Raw genomic sequence first — 16,584 nt, forward strand, 5'->3', positions numbered from 1 at the left:
CCCTTCCGTCAGCCGCACGTGAGTGCGGGGTGCTCGACGCTGGTCTCGGAGGTGCGGCCGGCACCGTCCTGGGCCGTCACGGTCGCTGTTCCGGCCTCGATCGAACCGGCGCGGGTGGCGAACGACTGGTAGGCCGCCGCGCCGGGTTCGACGCCGGAGACCTCCTTGGTGCCGAAGGCGGTGGCGAGCGTGACGTCGAGGGGTCCGTCCTCGTCGTTCACCGCTCGGACCGCGAGCGTCACCTTGCCGGCCAGGCACCGGGGTTCGGCGGTCGCGGTGACCGCCGGCCCCCCGGCCGCGTCGCCCAGCACGGTGAGCGTGAGCGTGGTCTGCGTGGTCCCCGCCTCGCTCACGTAGTCGGGCAGGACGAGCTGACCGGTGACGACGTGCACGCCCGGCTGCTGGACCAGCGACTCGTCGAAGTCCCACACGACGCCGATCGCCTGGTTGTCGCGTGACCCGTCGTTGTACGACACGGCCACCCGGGTGGGCAGGTGGGGCAGCTCGCCCACCTGGACCTCGCGCTCGAACTTCTCGGCGCCCTGGATGGCGATGCCGTCCTGCGCCGTCTCGGGCCGCACGTACACCCGCGCCTCGGCCAGCAGCCCGTACTCGGCGTTGGTGCCGTGGACCACGAACGGCTCGACGTTGGTCTCGGCGACCATCGCCGGCGTGATCTCCTGCCAGGTGAACGGCAGCGTGCCGCGGGTGCCGCCCGAGTAGACGACGTCGAGCTGCGCGGGCAGCTCCGGGACGACGCCGGTGGTGGTCCGCATGACCACCGGGCTCGCCACCGAGTCCACCGTGTCGCCGTTGACGCGCCAGCGCAGGACGCCGGTCCCGGCGCCGCCGGTCTGCACGCCCCAGATCCGGATGCGCAGCGCGCTCGCCTCCACCGGCTCGAAGTCGAGGTGGTTGTAGCCGTTCCGGGCGAGCGCGTCGCCGTACGTGGACCCGTCCGTGAGCGTGACGGGGTCCCAGGTCTCGCCGTCGGTCGTGTACTCGACGGCGTACGTGTCGGCGCGCGGCGTCCTGGTGCCGCCCGTGTCGTCGTACCAGTAGATGTCCGTCGAGCTCACCTGGACCGGCGCGTCCCACGCGTACCGGATCCAGGCCTCCTGCTCCTGGCTGGTGCCGTTCTGGGCCTGGCCCCAGGTGCCCCAGCCGTTGCCCGCACCCGGGCTCGAGCTCGCCGGCGTCGACTCAGCGTTGACCCGCTGCGGGTCCTCCCACGGCGAGGCCCCGCTCGTCGTGATCGTGGCGAGCCGCCCGAACTCGGCGGTCGTCTCACGTTCCGCGAGCATCACCGTGACGTCCCGGGTGGTGGTGAGCTCCCCGTCCGTCGCGCGGAAGCGGAACACGTACTCGCCGGCGGCGGTGCCGGTCACCCGAGTGGTGAGCGCGGTGTCGTCGGCGAAGATCACGCCCGCGCCGTCAGGCGCCGAGACGGTCTCCCAGCCGTAGGTCAGCTCGCCGTCGTCCGGGAGCCCGTCGTCGGTGGCGGTGGCCACGAGCTGCGTGGACAGGTTGCCGTCCGCGCTGTCGTCGAACGTCGCGCTGACCGACGGCGGGTCGTTCACCACCGGAGGCACCGGCCGGCCGGAGTCGAACGCCTGGATCTCGGAGATCGCCGTCCAGTGGCCGGGCGCGTTCGTGAAGGCCACCCGGACCCGGTCGGTCGTGGTGGTCGGGAACAGCGCCTCGTTCAGCTTGGGTCCGGGCACCTTCGGTGCCTTGGCCTGCTCGGGGACGGCGGTCCAGCCGCCCTGCCCGTCGGGCACCTGGATCGAGTAGCGCTGCGGCTGGGCGTACCCGCCCTCCTGGCGGTCGCTGACGAACCAGACCTTGACGTTGTCGACGGGCACCGGCTCGCCGAGGTCGAGCTCCACGTAGCCGGTGTCGCCGTCGGTCCCGTGGTTGCCCCAGTAGGGCTCGTTCGCCGTCACGCCGTCGGTCACCGCGTCCAGCGACACGGACCGCTCGGTGGCCGCGACGGCCCCCGGCGTGTAGTTCATCGAGCTGCTGGAGAACCCGGGCGTGTGGAAGTTCCGCCACGGGGCCGGACGGGTGCCGACCTGCGTGGCGGACGAGCCGAGCGTCGCCCCCTCCGCGAGGTTGTCTGCGTCCTCGGTGAGATCGATGCCCGCCGTCTTCAGGTACGACACGACGCGCTCGTCCTCGATCGGCGTGTCGACCGCCGCGGGCAGGTCGGTGCCCTGGTCGGCGACGACGACGGCGCCGATGCCGTCGTCGGCCTCGACCACCTCGTTGGCCGCCGGGTCGTACACGAACCGGCCGATGCTGTCGGCGGACGCCTTGCGCTCGCCGTCGACGAACAGCGAGTAGCCGGCGCCGAGACCGTAGTGCGTGCCGTCCGGGTCCCAGACGACCGACACGTCGTGACCGTGGTATCGCAGGTTGTTCACCATGAAGTGCTCGTAGCCGAGGTCGATCGGCGAGAGCTCGATCAGGTCGTCCGAACGCGGCTGGATGCCGCCCATGTCCTCGACGAAGATGTAGCTCATGTTGCCGAGCATCACGTGGTTGGGGTTGTTGCGGTTGTAGGTCTTGGTCTCCGCGTCCCAGCCCGAGTAGTACTCGGCCTGGTTGGCCACGCGCGCGTCACCGTTCGGGTAGATGCTCCACGCCATCCAGTCGAGCAGCTTGGCCGCGTACTCCGGGGTGATGTACCGCTGCTCGGGGTCGTAGTGGCGCAGCGCGGAGCGCACGCCGCGGTACTGGACCGTGAAGTTGATGTTCGAGAAGTTGTTGGAGCCGCCGATGTCGAACTTCGACCGGTCGTACTGGTTGGCCGTGTAGAACGGGAAGATCGGGAAGTTGTCGCCGTAGCGCAGGAACCGGAACCCGTCGACGTACTTCTCCCACTCGCCCGCAGGGATGAGGTCCTGCGCGTAGACGTCGTACAGGTTGGACTCCTTGGCCGGGATCAGGTCCCGCTCCGCCTCGGGCAGCGGATTGGTGCCGCCGCCCGACGACGCCGCCGACGTCGCCCCGTGCGAGGTGCCCGCGAGGAACATCCGCGTCTCGTCGCTCCAGAGCCGGTCCAGGACCGCCTGCTGGATGCGGTCGGCCTCGGCGGCCGTGCCGGACACCTTGGCGGGGTCCGCGCCGGCGATCTCGTAGAGCTTGCTGGCGGCGTCGAACGCGCCCCACACGTACGCCGACTCGGGCCGCTCGATCGTCCGCGCGCCGGGCGCGCCCGCATTCACCTTCGGGTAGCCGAAGGTGATCGCGTCGGAGTCGTTGCCCGGCATGTAGTTGGTGTCGTACGCGATCAGGCCGTCGTCGTTCCCGTCGTAGTGCTCGAGCTGGCCCACGCCGTCCTGCTCGAAGTAGTGGGCGAACCGCTCGGCGACGGCGGGGCCGCCACCGTGCACGTTGTACGCCTCCAGCCCGGCCGTGCCGAGGTACTGGGAGTAGTGGTTGTTCCAGCTGGTGTGTCCCGGGCTGTCGAGGAAGGCCGACGACCCGGAGAGCTCACCGACGTTCAGCACCTGGCCGTACGCGAGGTACGGGTTACGGATCCACTTGGTGTCCTGCAGATGCATCGGCTGCGTGAGCACCACCGAGTTCTGGTAGAGGTGCACGCCCTCGATGGTCGTCGGATACTGGTACACGTAGCCAGGCTCGTTCGCGTCCAGGCTGTTGTACCGCTCGCCCCACCAGCGGTACACGATCGCCTTCTCGATGGCGGGGTCCGGCACGTCGATGTACGGGATGTCCGCGGCCCACCGCTCGTTGAACGCGGTCACGCCGGCCCGGAACGCCGCCCCGGGAGCCATGGCCGCGTAGTCGCGCAGCTGCGTCTCGCCCTCGGGCAGGGCGTCGGAGTAGAGCGCGCCGACCACCGACAGGTCGATCGAGCCGCCGGCCGGGACCGTCACCTCGCGGTCGAGAGTGGTGCCGCTGCGCGTGAAGCCCTCGGCCTTCAGCCCGACGGTCACGGACGACCACGGCGTGTCGACCAGCCCGTTGTTCGCGCCGCTGGTCAGGGTGCGCGTGCCGGTCAGCTCGTCGGCCGCGTCGCCGGCCACCCGGGCGACCGGCGACTGCGCGCGCACGGTGAAGGTGACGTCGTCGGCGCCGGGGTTGGTGAAGGTGAGCGCGGACAGCGCCGTGTTGTCGTGGGTGATGAGCTTGCGCAGGTCGGCCGTGACCCCCGTCGAGCCGATCGAGTAGCGGGCCTTGGCGTGGCTGGGCGCGTTGAACCTGGCGCTGCCCTCCTCGCTGACGGCCTGCCCCGGCACCGTGATCGTGTACAGGTCCCCGAGGTTGTTCGGCCCGCCGGCGAAGGCGTTCCCCGCGAAGCCCATGGTGTTCCAGCTCGACGCGCCGCGCAGGTAGAGCGTGCGGCCACGGGTCTGCAGCACGGAGTTGCCCGCCGTGCCGCTCACCCCGAGGACGCGGTCGAGGTAGAAGTCCGTGCCGCCCGCAGCGACGTCGGCGTCGAAGATCGACCGGTACATGCTGTCGGCGGTGTACGGGACACCGGGGTCGAGCGCGGCCTCGACCTCGTCCAGGTTGCGGTACACCGGGTCCCCGATGTCCAGCGAGTCGGTGAGCCCGTCGGTGTAGACGCCGACGTCGGCGTCGTTCCCCGGCAGCACCGGCGACGCCGCATAGGCCGCCGGCGGCAGCAGCGCCACGCTTCCGCAGGCGACCAGCGCCGCCACCGCGGTGGCGGCGACCGCACCTCTTCGTGTTCGTGCCGACATCACATGTCCTCTCCGTCGACGGCCAGGCAGTCGGACGGACGGCGCGCCGCTCGGGCGGAGGTCGCGCATCGCTGCGCTCCCCACCCCGGCTCGCGTCGTGTCCGCCAGGTGGTTCCCGCCGGCTCGCTCGCCCTCGAGGAGCCCGGCGCCGACCAGTGAAGCACCACCCAGCGGCTACGGCAATGGTTTTCGGTGTTTTCGGCCAACGATCACCCCTGCGGCCCACAGGCACGCCGAAAAGCACCGAAACCCATTGTTGGCGGCAGCAGGCTGTGACAAGGTCGGCGCGTCACTGCGGCAGTGCCACGACGAAGTGCCACGACAGGAGAACACGCATGAGACAGATCCGAGCAGGAAGACCTGCCACGGCGGGCGCCCTCGCGGCGGTCCTCGCCACCGGGCTCGCCGTCAGCGCCGTGCCGACGGTGGCGCGGGCGGCCGACCCCGTCGGCTTCACCAGCACGGAGAACCCGATCCTGGCCGACGGGAGCTACTACTCGGCGGACCCGGCACCGCTGGTGGTCCCCGCCGGAGCGCCCGGCAACGGCACCGGGACGGACCAGCTCTACGTCTACATGGGCCACGACGAGGCGGGCCCGACGCGCAACGACTTCGTCATGAACGAGTGGGGCGCGCTCGTGACGTCGGACGTCGACGCCGGCGAGTGGACGCACCACCCGTCGCTGATGCGCCCCGAGGACGTCTTCTCGTGGGCGACACCGGGGCGTGCCTACGCGGGCGAGGTGCAGCAGGGCGTGGACGGGCGGTACTACTGGTACGTCCCCGTGCACGAGGCGGCCAGCGGCGCGAACGACAAGTTCGGCATCGGCGTCGCCGTGTCGGACTCCCCCACCGGGCCCTGGACCGACCACGCGGGCGGGCCCATCGTCTCCCAGCGGCTCCCCGCGCCCAACACGATCCACAACATCGACCCCACGGTGCTGGTCGACGGCACCGGCGACGACCGCAGGGTGTTCATGTACTGGGGCAGCTTCGGCAACCTGCGCCAGATCGAGCTGGGGCCGGACATGAAGACCCCCGTCGGCGACACCCGGTCCGTCACCGGCCTCACCGGGTTCTTCGAGGCGCCCTGGCTCTTCGAGCGCGACGGCACCTACTACCTCGCGTACGCCGGGAACAACGCCGGCCCCGACAGCCCGTGCACCCCCGCGAACTATCACGCGTGCATCGCGTACGCGACGGCGCCCTCGGCCGAGGGTCCGTGGACGTACCGGGGCACGATCCTCCCGCCCGTCTCGTCGACCACGAGCCATCCCGGCATCGTCGAGCTGAACGGGCAGTGGTGGATCGCCTATCACACGGCCGACGCCGAGGGCGGCAACCACTTCCGGCGCTCGGTGGCGATCGACCGCGTCGAGTGGGACGACACGCAGAACCCGCCGCGCATGCTCCCGGTGACGACCACGCCGCCGCAGCAGCCGGACCGCACGCCGCGGGCGAACATCGCGCAGGAGGCTCGCGTCACGGTCTCGAACGATCCCGTCCCGACGCAGTACTGGGTCAAGGCCCTCAACGACGAGATCGTGCGACCCAACCCGCTGCCGCCGGACATGTGGGGCACCTGGACCGGGAACAACCCGCCGCAGCAGTGGGTCCAGTACACCTGGGACCAGCCCGTGCGCGTGTCCGGCTCCCGGATCGAGTTCTGGAACGACCAGCCGCAGGGCTCCGGGGTCGGGGTGGCGGCCCCGGACGCCTGGCGTATCCAGTACTGGGACGGCGGCACCTGGACCGACGTGCCGGGGGCCGACGGCTACCCGACCAGCACGTCCGGCTTCCAGCCGACGTCGTTCGACGCCGTGACCACCACGCAGCTCCGGGTGGTCTTCGACGCGTCGACCAACGGCTCCACCTACTCCGGCATCGCCGTCGAGGAGTGGGAGGTCCTCGCCGAGCAGGCCGAGACCGTGACACCCGGACGGATGACCGTCGAGGTGGGCGAGACGGAGCTGCCGGGCACCGTCACGGCGACCTACCCTGGCGGGCACACCCTCCGGGTACCCGCCTACTGGGACGCGCTCGCCGCCGAGGACGTGGCCGCGCCGGGCGAGATCACCGTGGAGGGTTCGGTGCTCGGCCACGCCGCGGGCCGCGTGACCACCACCGTGACCGTGGTCGACCCGGCGGACACCGTGGGAGACGAGACGCCGCCGGAGGTGACCCTCACCCCGATCGGCAGCGCCGGGAGCGACGGGTGGTTCCGGTCCGCTGTGCGCACCCGCGTCGCGGGCACCGACGACGGCGGTGGCCGGGTGGTCCTCACCACGTCGGTCGACGGCGGTGACCCGGTCGTCACCGATCACGTCCGGTACACCGACGTCGAGCTCTCCGGTGACGGCGAGCACACGGTCGCCGCGACGGCCACCGACCGCGCCGGCAACGTGTCACCGCGGGCCACGCTGGACGTCCGCATCGACGCCACGGCTCCGCGCAGCACGGCGAGCGTCGACGACGCGGCCCGTACCGTCTCTGTCACCGCCTCGGACGCCACCTCCGGCGTCGGACGCATCGAGGTGGCGGTGGACGGCGGCGCGTTCGAACCGTACGACGGCCCCGTCACCGCCGGGGACCCGGACCGCCACGACGTGCGCTACCGGGCCGTGGACCGGGCAGGCAACGCGGAGCCCGCCCGGACGGTCACGATCCCCGCCGATCTCAGCGGCCCGCTGACCGGCAACGTCGCACCGCTGGCCACGCCGACGGCGTCGTACACCGCCGGCTGGAACTCCGTGCACGCGCTCAACGACGAGCTGGACCCGGCGAGCCCGCCGCAGGCACAGCTCTGGGGCACGTGGTCCGGCGACCACCCGGCGTCCCAGTGGGCCCAGTACTCCTGGCCTCGGCCGATCCGGCTGACCGCCGCCGAGATCAAGTTCTGGGCCGACCAGCCGCAGGGCACCGGCGCGGGCGTGGCCCCGCCGGACTCCTGGGAGCTGTCGTACTGGGACGAGACCGCGCAGGAGTGGGCGACCGTGCCCGAACCGTCGCCCTCCGGCACGAGCACGGACCAGTTCAACCGCATGACGTTCGAGCCCGTCACGACCTCGCGCCTGCGCGCGACGATCCACGCGAACGGCGACGGTGCCAGCTTCTCCGCCGTCGCCGCGACCGAGTGGCGGGTGCTCGCCGACGACCCGGGTGCGGACGGGCCCGCCGAGCCGGCGGTGACCGTCACCGCCGAGGCACGCTGCCTGGCGGGCAGCGCCACCCTGGCCGTGCGCGCCGTGAACGACCACGACGGCCCGGTGGACCTCACGCTGACCACCCCGTACGGCACGCGCGAGGTCACCGGTGTGGCCCCGGGGCAGAGCGCCTACCAGTCCTTCGCCACCCGGACGGCGCAGGTCGACGACGGGACCGCGACCGTGGAGGTCAGCGGACCCGTCGCCGGCGAGCCGGTGACCCGCGAGGTCACGGCCCCCTACGCGGGGGTGAGCTGCGGACCCTGACCGCCGACTGGGCCGCCTGCGGGCGCGCCGCTGAGTTCGGTCGGTTGCGACGGCGCTCGCATGAGTTCGGTCGGTTGCCACGAGTTCGGTCGTTTGACTGACCGATCTCACGGCAACCGACCGAACTCAGCACGCAGCCGCCCAATCACCGCGCCAGCCCAGCGATTCCGCCCGAACTCCAGTCGAGTTCGGGCAGAATCACTGGGCTGGCGCAGCAGGTGGGGCCCCTGCGGGCCAGCGCGGGCGAGCTGCCGCCGGTCGTCAGAGCACCGGGAGCCAGACTCGCATCGTGGCTGGGCCGCGGTTCGCCCAGTCGTGGTACGGAACCAGCGGGACGTCACGCAGCTCGGGCCGGGCCCGCGGCGCGACGTCGTCCGTGGCGGCGTACGGCCATGCGACCTCGACGGCGTCGCCCCCGCGCAGCGTCCCGGCCCGGACGTACACCGTGCCGTCCACCTCCCACGGCGGGACCGAGGCGTCCACCACGACGTCGTCCACGCCGTCGCCCGTGTCCAGGTCGACCGACTCGAGGCACAGCACCTCCGGACCGCGCTGCACCGCCACGCAGCCGCGGACCGCGTCGATGTGCAGGTCGGGTGCGACGAACCGCGGGGCGGCATCGAGGTCCAGCGCCACGACGCCGCCGGACCGGGGGCCGGGCACCTCTACCGTGCCGGGGCCCACCTCGCGGGCGGGCCCGTCGTCCACCCTGATCCGGGCCGACGGCGACCAGGACGGCACGCGCAGAGTGAGCGTCCAGTCGCGCGGCGCCTCGACCACGTGCACCTCGACCCGGCCGTCGTCCGGGTAGCGGGTCACGACGTCGAGCGCCACCGGCTCACCGGACGGGAGCGCGGCCCGGATCTCGGCCGGCACGTACTGGTGGAGCTGGACACCGCCCTCGTCGACCGTCGCGACGTAGGCGGCGACGCTCGCGAACGTCCGCGCCACGTTGGGCGGGCAGCAGGCGACCTCGAACCACGGTGCGCGCAGCGAAGCCTCGGCACGCTTGCTCACCTCGTCCGTGGCCACGTGCTCGGCCGGGACCCGCTGGTGCAAGGTGTTCGCGTAGAAGAACGAGCGTCCGTCGGCGGCCGGCGAGGTGGCGACCACGTTGGTCAGCGCACGTTCGATCGCGTCGGCGTACTGGACACCGCCACGGGCCAGCAGGAGGCGCCACGACACCATGACGGAGCCGACGCTCGCGCACGTCTCGGAGTACGCGCGGTCCGGGGGTAGCACCCAGTCGTCGCCGAACGCCTCGTCCTGGTGGTGCGAGCCCTGCCCGCCGGTCAGGTAGGTCCGGCGGGCCTGGGTGCGCGCCCACTGTCCGGCCACGGCGTCGAGGAGCTTCTCGTCGCCGGTCTCGACCGCCACGTCGACCGCGCCGGCCGCCAGGTAGTTCGCGCGGACCGAGTGGCCGCGGAACACCTCGGCGTCGCGCACCGGGACGTCGTCCTGGTAGTACGAGCGGCCGAACTCGATGTCAGCCAGGACGCCGTGCCCGCGCCGGTCGACGAACAGCCCGGCCTGCTCCAGGTAGCGCGGCTCGCCGAGCGCACGCCCGAGCTCGGCCAGGCCGACCTCCACCTCCGCGTGGCCGCAGACCCCCTGGTTGCCGTCCGGACCGAACGTCGCGCACACGTGGTCGGCGCTGCGCCGGGCGACCTCGACCAGGAGGTCGCCCGGGTGTCCCGTGCGGGCTCGCGCGGCGGCCGCCTGGTAGAGGTGCCCCTGGCAGTAGAGCTCGTGGCCCCACTCCAGGTCGGAGTAGCGCGGCTGCTGACCCGGCCGGCCGAACCGGGTGCCGACATATCCGTCCCGTTCCTGCGCGGCGGCGACCCGGCGCACGATGGCGCCGAACCGGTGCTCCAGGTCCGCGTCGGGCCGCCGGCCGAGCTCCCAGGCCATGGCTTCCAGGAGCTTGTACACCTCCGAGTCGCTGAACTCCCGGCCGCGCCGGCCTGCCGGGAGTTCACCGGCGGCCGCCAGGTCGAAGTTCCCCAGCCAGCCCTCGCGTTCGAGCCAGTGCTCGATGTGCGCGAGGGTGGCCGCGGCATTGACCTCCTGGCGGCGCGCCCAGGGCCCACCGGTGATGCGTACCTGGTCGAGGCCGAGTGGCTGGAAGCGCCCGGTCGAGGGCACGACGGGCGCGGGTGTGGCCGCGCCACGGTGCCCGGTCGGAAAGAGCATGCGGAGACCTCCGAGAAGGGTGGAAGACGAGGAGAGGGGTGCTGGACGGTCAGCCCTTGAGCGCCCCGGACATGAATCCGCGGACGTAGTGCCGCTGGAGGAGGAGGAACAGCACGACGCACGGCAGGGCCATCACGACGACGCCCGCCTCGGTGGCGCCGTAGTCGACGATGCCCATCACCTGTGCCCGGAGGTTGGCCACGGCCAGCGGGAGCGGGATCTTGTCGGAGTCCGAGATGAGGATCAGTGGTGCGACGAAGTCGTTCCAGGCGGCGAGAAAGGCGAACAGGCCCACGGTGATGACCCCGGGCTTGACCGCGGGCAGCAGCACGGTGCGCAGGGCGCGGAACGACGAGCAGCCGTCGACGAGCGCTGCCTCGTCGAGCTCGCGCGGCACCGCGTCGAAGGAGATCCGCATCATGAACGTCGCGAACGGCAGCTGGAACACCGTGAGCACGAGCGCCAGACCGACCAGCGTGTTCTGCAGCCCCACGGCGTTGAGCATCACGTAGAGCGGGATGAGCAGGGTCGCGTACGGCACCATGAGGATCGCGAGCGTGAGCAGGAACAGCACGTCCCGGCCCGGGAACCGGAAGCGGGAGAACGCGTAGCCGCCGAGGACCGACGCGGTCAGCGTGAACAGCACGGTCATACCGGACACGAGCGTGGAGTTGAGCAGGTACTGGGGCAGCCCGGCCTGGTACTCCATGAGGGTGGCGTAGTTGCCGAAGCCCCAGCCGTCGACCTGGCTGCTGCCCGGCTGCGGCGCCACGGACGCGACCCCGGCCCAGACCAGCGGGAAGACGAAGACGAGGGCGAGCGCGCCGGTCAGGACCCAGTACGGGGTGCGCAGCGCGATCCCGGCGAGCCGGGTCCGCGGGGCGAGCGGCCGCCGCCGGTGCTGCGTGCGGGCCGACGTCGGTGCGGGTGCGGGTGCGGTCATGGTCATGTCAGTCCTCCCGGCCGGTGCGCATGGCGCGCAGCTGGGCCACGTTCACGACGACGAGCACGACCAGGACGACTATCGACAGCGCGGCGGCGACGCCGAGGTCGTTCTGGCCCTGGAAGGCCACGTTGTAGATGAGCTGGACGACCGTGAGCGTGCTGTTGTCCGGCCCGCCCTTGGTCAGGATGTAGAACTGGTCGAACGCCAGGAGCGAACCCGTGACGCACAGGACCGTGCACAGGGCCAGCGACGGGCGCAGCAGGGGCAGGGTGACGCTCACGAAGGTCTGCCAGCGGTTCGCGCCGTCCATCCGGGCGGCCTCGAGCACCTCGTGCGGGATGCCCTGGAGCCCGACCATGAGCAGCAGCATGTAGAACCCGGCGAACCGCCAGACCACGAGGAACACGGTCGACCAGAGTGCGCTGTCGGGCGTGCCCAGGAAGGTCACGGGACCGTCGGCGAGGCCGAGGGCCTGCAGGAGCGGGGAGAGCGGGCCGACCTGCGGCGAGTAGAGCGCGTAGAAGAGCAGCGAGGCGGACGCGAGCCCGAGGGCGCTGGGCACCAGGATCGACGTGCGCAGCACGGCGGTCCAGCGGCTCGACTCCTGCACGAGCAGGGCGAATCCCAGGCCGAGGCCGATGAGCAGCACGGTGGCGATCACCGTGTACTTCACGGTGAAGACCACCGAGTCCCAGAAGTACCGGTGCCCGACGGCGTCGACGTAGTTCTGCGGTGCGTTGACGCCCTGGTTGCCGGACAGCAGCGGCCAGTCGGAGAACGACATCTGGCCGACGAGCAGGACGGGCAGGACAAAGAGGCCGATCACGAGCAGGGCGGTCGGTGCGGCGTAGGCCCAGCCGTGCAGCGCCCGGCGCCGCGCGACGGCGGCGAGGGCGGGTCTGGTGGTCCTCACGGGTCTGGCGGGCGGGCGGACGGAAAGGTTCGCGGGCACGGGGTGGCTCCTCGTTCACTTCGGCGCGTGGTCCCGCCGCCCTCTCCGGCGGCGGGACCACGCAGACGGGCGTCTGCGGGCGGCTACTGCGCCAGCACCGCGGTGATCTCCTCGTTGTCCGTCTCCACGGCTCCGCCCTCGCCGAACACCTCGTTGCGGACCATGGTCACCCAGGGGCTGCCGGGAGCGTTGAACGCCTGCTGGAAGTTGATCGCCAGGGGCGTGCGACCCTGCGCGGCGACCTCGTTGACCGCGAGGACCCTCGGGTCCTTGGTGGAGTACTCGTTCTCGGCCAGGTCAGCACGCGAGACGACGTCGCCGTTCTTGGCGAGCACCTCGACCTGCGCCTCCTCCGACATGAGCCAGGACATGAAGTTCCAGGCCTGGTCGGCGCTCTCGGAGTCCTTCGAGATACCGATGCCGTCGCCGCCCACGAAGGTGGACGCGCCGCCGTCGGGCCCCGGGATGGGCGCGACGCCCACCTCGCCGAGCGCCTCGTCCGCCGTGGCGAGCATCGTCGCGGGGAAGGGCATCACACCGACCTCACCCTCGAGGAACGGGCCGGTCCACGTGGCACCGGTCTCCTCCTTGGACCCTTCGCCGACGGCGCCGGACTGCACCAGGTCCTGCCAGACGCCGTACACCTCCTGGGCCGTGTCGCCCGCGAGCAGCGACTCCGTGCCCTCGGGGTTCATCACGTCCTCTCCCCCGGCCCAGATCTGGGGGAACCAGGTGAAGACGAGGCAGCCGCCGCAGTTGCCACCGAAGTAGGTACCGGAGACGTCACCGCCGAGGTCGTCGACCGCCTTCGCCTGGTCGGCGAACTCGGTCAGCGTGGCCGGGCCCTGCTCGGGGTCGAGGCCGGCCTGCTCGTACAGGTCCTTGTTGTAGAACATGACAGATACGTCCAGGACGAACGGCAGCACGTGCTGCCGGCCCTCCAGGGTGCCGCCGTCGAGGTGGCCCTTGTTGATCTGGTCGGCGTGCTCCAGCTCGCCGACCGCGTCGGTGACGTCGGCGAAGAGGCCCTGCTGCACCCAGTTGGGCACGTACACGATGTCGGCGGCGAAGAGGTCCGGCAGGCTGTCGCTGCCCGCGGCGGCGCCCACCTTCGCCACGTAGTCGTCGTTCGGCACGACCGTGAGCTCGACCTGGTTCTCGTGGGACGCGTTGTACGCCTCGACGAGCAGGTTCGCCTGCTGCTCCAGCGGTGCGCGGGTCCAGAGCGTGAGCTCCGTGCCGTCGTCCACGCCCTCGGCCGAGACCTCCGCCTCCTGCGTGCCGCCGGTCCCGTCCGACGTGCCGCAGGCGGCGAGCACCGTGCCCGCGAGCCCTGCTGCGAGGAAGGAGGCAACCAGCCTCGCGCTCGCCCTGCGATGGGTAGCCATCATCCGTCTCCTTGACTTCGTCGTCAGTCGGGCGGCTGGTGAGCGAGGGGAGCTCCATTGCCGAAACCGTCCGAAAAGGCTTTCTGTGACAGTAGACTGGGCGCCACACCACGTCAAGGACGAACCGTCGTCACGGTTGTGTTACACCTTTTCGGTAAGGTTCGGCATCGACTTTCCAGGAGGAAGCCATGGCCTCGGCCGAGACCCCGCGCACCGCCACCCTGACCGACGTCGCCCGCCTCGCGGGCGTCTCGATCGCCACTGCCTCCAAGGCCATCAACGGTCGCGCCCAGGTCCGCGCCGAGACCCGCACCCGGGTGCTGGAGGCGGCCGAGCAGCTCTCCTTCGCGCCGAACGCGGTGGCGCGCGGGCTGCTCCAGGGCCGCACCGGCACCGTCGGGCTGCTCACGTCCGACCTGGAGGGCCGTTTCTCGATCCCCGTGCTCATGGGGGCGGAGGACGCCTTCGGCGCCGGCCAGGTGTCCGTGTTCCTGTGCGATGCCCGGGGTGACGCGATCCGCGAGCAGCACCACATCCGCGCCCTGCTCTCGCGCCGTGTCGAGGGCCTGATCGTCGTGGGGTCCCGGACCGACCCGCGGCCACCCCTGACGGGCGAGCTGCCCGTGCCCGTCGTCTACGCGTACGCACCCTCCGAGAACCCGGCGGACATCTCCATCACGGCCAACAACGTCGAGGCGGGCGGCCTCGCGATCGACCATCTGGTGGCGTGCGGACGCCGGCGGATCGCCCACGTCACGGGCGACGCCTCGTACCAGGCCGCGCAGGACCGGTCCCGCGGGGCGGAACGAGCCATGCGGGAGGCCGGGCTGGAGCTCGTGGGCGGCCGCACGTTCTTCGGGTCGTGGAGCGAGGGCTGGGGCCGTGGGGTGGCCAGCATGATCCTCGACCAGTACCCGGACGTGGACGGCTTCTTCTGCGGCAGCGACCAGATCGCCCGCGGCGTGCTGGACTCCCTGCGCGAGTCCGGCCGGGACGTCCCGCGTGACATCTCGGTCATCGGGTTCGACAACTGGGCGGTGCTGACCACGAACACCCGGCCCCAGCTCACCAGCGTCGACATGAACCTGGAGCAGGTGGGGCGCATCGCCGCGCGGCGGCTGTTCGAGGCGATCGAGGGCCGCGCCGCCTCCGGGATCGAGGAGCTGCCCTGCCGGATCGTCACGCGGGAGTCGTCGGTCCCGGTGCCGTGAGCGACGGCGCGACGCCCGACGCCGCCCGCCTCAGTCCGACCCGGCACCGAGAGTGAGGAGGCGCCGGTTGCGCTCAGGGATCTCCGCCGGGAGCGACTCGATGAGCTCGGCCACGCTCACGGACCGCAGGCTGCCCTGCCAGGCGGCGTGCGCGGCATCCATGGCTACGGCCAGTGCGCACCGTTCGCTGCATTCCTGCGGCGGGAGCGCACCGCGCCCTTGCCGGCGGATCTCGCGGCACTGGTACGGGTTTCCAGGGCCGTCGATCGCCTCGACGACGTCGAGCACGGTGATCTGCGCCGGTGGACGTCCGAGGCGGAACCCGCCGCGCGGGCCGGTCGTGCCCGAGAGAACTCCTGCCCGGACGAGCCGCGCCAGCTGCTTCGCGAGATACGCCGGTGGCAGATCGAAGTGCTGGGCGAGCTGCGCCGTGCACGCCGTCATCGATGTCACGAACTGCACCGCACGCCTGGAGTCCGAGAACGTCCGCTTCTTCACCACGGTGACGAAGAACCTCCTTGAGCAGGAACGCCGGGCCGGCGTCGGGCACCACGTCACGCTGTCGATCGCCGGGGTCCAGAAGGTCCGCGGCAATCCGCACTACGCGGGCAAGCGCGCGCAGGAGGCGGCGGTCGAGGCCGGCGACGTCCCTTACACGATCGTGCCGGCCACCCAGTTCTACGACTTCGCCGCGATGGTGGCCTCCTGGTCCGAGCACGACGGCACAGCCGAGATCGCCCCGCTCCTGGTCCAGCCGGTCGCACCCGCCGACGTGGCTGCCGTGCTCGCCGAGGTCGCGACGGGCAGGCCGCAGGGTCGGCACGTCGACGTCGCCGGGCCGGATCCGCACGACCTCGTCGACATGGCCCGCCGCACCTACGCCGCGCGCGGGCGGCCCATCCGCCTGGTGCCGACGTGGAGCGGCGGCATCTTCGATGCGACCATGGCGGGCGACGTGCTGCTCCCCGGTGCTGGCGCGAGGATCACCTCGACGCCGTTCGACGGCTGGCTTGCCGAGGAGCGCGCGGGGCAAGGTCAGACGGACTGACGCCCCTGGCCCGGGGGTAGTGCCGACGGCACCCTCCTCGCTCCCGGATCACAGGACGACGGCTGCGAGGAGCCGGTCGAGGACCCGGTGCGCCGCGTCCCGGGCAGCACCCGCCGTCGGCTGCTGCGCGATCCAGAGGGCCGCCTCGTTCATGGCACCGGAGAGCTGGGCCGTCGTCGCGTCGAGCAGGCGCTCGTCGACCCCGACGTCGGCGAGCGCCTCGCGCAGGTGCACCACCGAGTTCTCCGCGTCGAGCTGTCGCCACTGCTCCCAGCCGAAGACGGCGGGGGCGTCGACGAGCAGCACGCGCACGGCGGGCGCGGCGGTGATCGCGTCGAGGAACGCGTGACAACCGGCGCGCAGCGCCGCCCGCGCGTCGGTGCCGGCGCACTGGGCGGCCGTGGCGACGGTCTCGGCGACGTCCGACTGGAGCTGAGCGGCGACGGCGCGGAAGAGCCCCGCCTTGCTCCCGTAGTGGTGGTACACCGCGCCGCGCGTCACGCCCGCCGCCCGGGCGACGTCGTCGAGCGAGACCTGGGCGAAGCCGCGTGCGGCGAGCAGGTCGGTGGCCGAGGCGAGGATCTCGCGGGCGGTCCGGGCGGCGTCGGCCGCGGAGGCACGGGGCACGAGCACTTCCTTT

At 71.9% G+C, this 16,584-nt stretch carries 10 protein-coding genes; 3 read left to right on the forward strand and 7 right to left on the reverse strand.

Annotated features, from left to right (window positions below):
• Positions 1 to 8: 8 nt before the first annotated feature.
• Positions 9 to 4,736 carry a galactose-binding domain-containing protein gene (locus ACFSL2_RS07935; protein WP_377197331.1) on the reverse strand — a complete coding sequence of 1,576 codons (4,728 nt, stop codon included), beginning with the start codon at positions 4,734 to 4,736 and terminating at the stop codon, positions 9 to 11.
• Positions 4,737 to 5,071: 335 nt separating this feature from the next.
• On the opposite strand from ACFSL2_RS07935, the gene ACFSL2_RS07940 reads away from it, so the two are divergent.
• Positions 5,072 to 8,206: a family 43 glycosylhydrolase gene (locus ACFSL2_RS07940; RefSeq protein WP_377197332.1), complete on the forward strand. Its 3,135-nt coding sequence runs from the start codon at positions 5,072 to 5,074 to the stop codon at positions 8,204 to 8,206.
• Between the two features lie 261 nt (positions 8,207 to 8,467).
• Here ACFSL2_RS07940 and ACFSL2_RS07945 read toward each other — a convergent pair whose 3' ends face one another.
• The 4 genes from ACFSL2_RS07945 to ACFSL2_RS07960 form a co-directional block, all read right to left on the reverse strand.
• Positions 8,468 to 10,399: a glycoside hydrolase family 127 protein gene (locus tag ACFSL2_RS07945; RefSeq protein WP_377197333.1), complete on the reverse strand. Its 1,932-nt coding sequence runs from the start codon at positions 10,397 to 10,399 to the stop codon at positions 8,468 to 8,470.
• A 49-nt stretch (positions 10,400 to 10,448) separates the two neighbouring features.
• A complete protein-coding gene (locus ACFSL2_RS07950) occupies positions 10,449 to 11,348 on the reverse strand; it encodes a carbohydrate ABC transporter permease (protein ID WP_377197334.1) in 900 nt (299 codons plus the stop codon).
• Position 11,349: 1 nt separating this feature from the next.
• Positions 11,350 to 12,258, reverse strand: a complete 909-nt coding sequence (locus ACFSL2_RS07955) for a carbohydrate ABC transporter permease (RefSeq protein ID WP_377197335.1) — start codon at positions 12,256 to 12,258, stop codon at positions 11,350 to 11,352.
• 122 nt (positions 12,259 to 12,380) lie between these two features.
• Positions 12,381 to 13,685: an ABC transporter substrate-binding protein gene (locus ACFSL2_RS07960; RefSeq protein ID WP_377197336.1), complete on the reverse strand. Its 1,305-nt coding sequence runs from the start codon at positions 13,683 to 13,685 to the stop codon at positions 12,381 to 12,383.
• Positions 13,686 to 13,873: 188 nt separating this feature from the next.
• Here ACFSL2_RS07960 and ACFSL2_RS07965 point away from each other — a divergent pair, with 188 nt between their 5' ends.
• Positions 13,874 to 14,896 carry a LacI family DNA-binding transcriptional regulator gene (locus ACFSL2_RS07965; RefSeq protein ID WP_377197337.1) on the forward strand — a complete coding sequence of 341 codons (1,023 nt, stop codon included), beginning with the start codon at positions 13,874 to 13,876 and terminating at the stop codon, positions 14,894 to 14,896.
• A gap of 30 nt (positions 14,897 to 14,926) precedes the next feature.
• On the opposite strand, the gene ACFSL2_RS07970 is transcribed toward ACFSL2_RS07965, so the two are convergent.
• On the reverse strand, positions 14,927 to 15,340 hold the full coding sequence (locus ACFSL2_RS07970; RefSeq protein WP_377200785.1) for an RrF2 family transcriptional regulator: 414 nt from the start codon (positions 15,338 to 15,340) through the stop codon (positions 14,927 to 14,929).
• On the opposite strand from ACFSL2_RS07970, the gene ACFSL2_RS07975 reads away from it, so the two are divergent.
• Positions 15,327 to 15,944 (forward strand): SDR family oxidoreductase, encoded by a 618-nt coding sequence (locus ACFSL2_RS07975; protein ID WP_377197338.1) that lies wholly within the window; start codon positions 15,327 to 15,329, stop codon positions 15,942 to 15,944. The genes ACFSL2_RS07970 and ACFSL2_RS07975 overlap by 14 nt on opposite strands.
• 48 nt (positions 15,945 to 15,992) lie before the next feature.
• On the opposite strand, the gene ACFSL2_RS07980 is transcribed toward ACFSL2_RS07975, so the two are convergent.
• A complete protein-coding gene (locus ACFSL2_RS07980; protein ID WP_377197339.1) occupies positions 15,993 to 16,571 on the reverse strand; it encodes a TetR/AcrR family transcriptional regulator in 579 nt (192 codons plus the stop codon).
• Between the last annotated feature and the right edge of the window lie 13 nt (positions 16,572 to 16,584).

The organism is Promicromonospora aerolata (assembly GCF_042682255.1).
GTDB classification, from domain to species: Bacteria; Actinomycetota; Actinomycetes; order Actinomycetales; family Cellulomonadaceae; genus Promicromonospora; species Promicromonospora aerolata.

What these genes read in the sequence shown, in the direction of transcription:
- ACFSL2_RS07935 (WP_377197331.1), bottom strand. Translation starts at nt 4,736, where the DNA reads ATGTCGGCACGAACACGAAGAGGTGCGGTCGCCGCCACCGCGGTGGCG.
- ACFSL2_RS07940 (WP_377197332.1), top strand. Translation starts at nt 5,072, where the DNA reads ATGAGACAGATCCGAGCAGGAAGACCTGCCACGGCGGGCGCCCTCGCG.
- ACFSL2_RS07945 (WP_377197333.1), bottom strand. Translation starts at nt 10,399, where the DNA reads ATGCTCTTTCCGACCGGGCACCGTGGCGCGGCCACACCCGCGCCCGTC.
- ACFSL2_RS07950 (WP_377197334.1), bottom strand. Translation starts at nt 11,348, where the DNA reads ATGACCATGACCGCACCCGCACCCGCACCGACGTCGGCCCGCACGCAG.
- ACFSL2_RS07960 (WP_377197336.1), bottom strand. Translation starts at nt 13,685, where the DNA reads ATGGCTACCCATCGCAGGGCGAGCGCGAGGCTGGTTGCCTCCTTCCTC.
- ACFSL2_RS07965 (WP_377197337.1), top strand. Translation starts at nt 13,874, where the DNA reads ATGGCCTCGGCCGAGACCCCGCGCACCGCCACCCTGACCGACGTCGCC.
- ACFSL2_RS07970 (WP_377200785.1), bottom strand. Translation starts at nt 15,340, where the DNA reads ATGACGGCGTGCACGGCGCAGCTCGCCCAGCACTTCGATCTGCCACCG.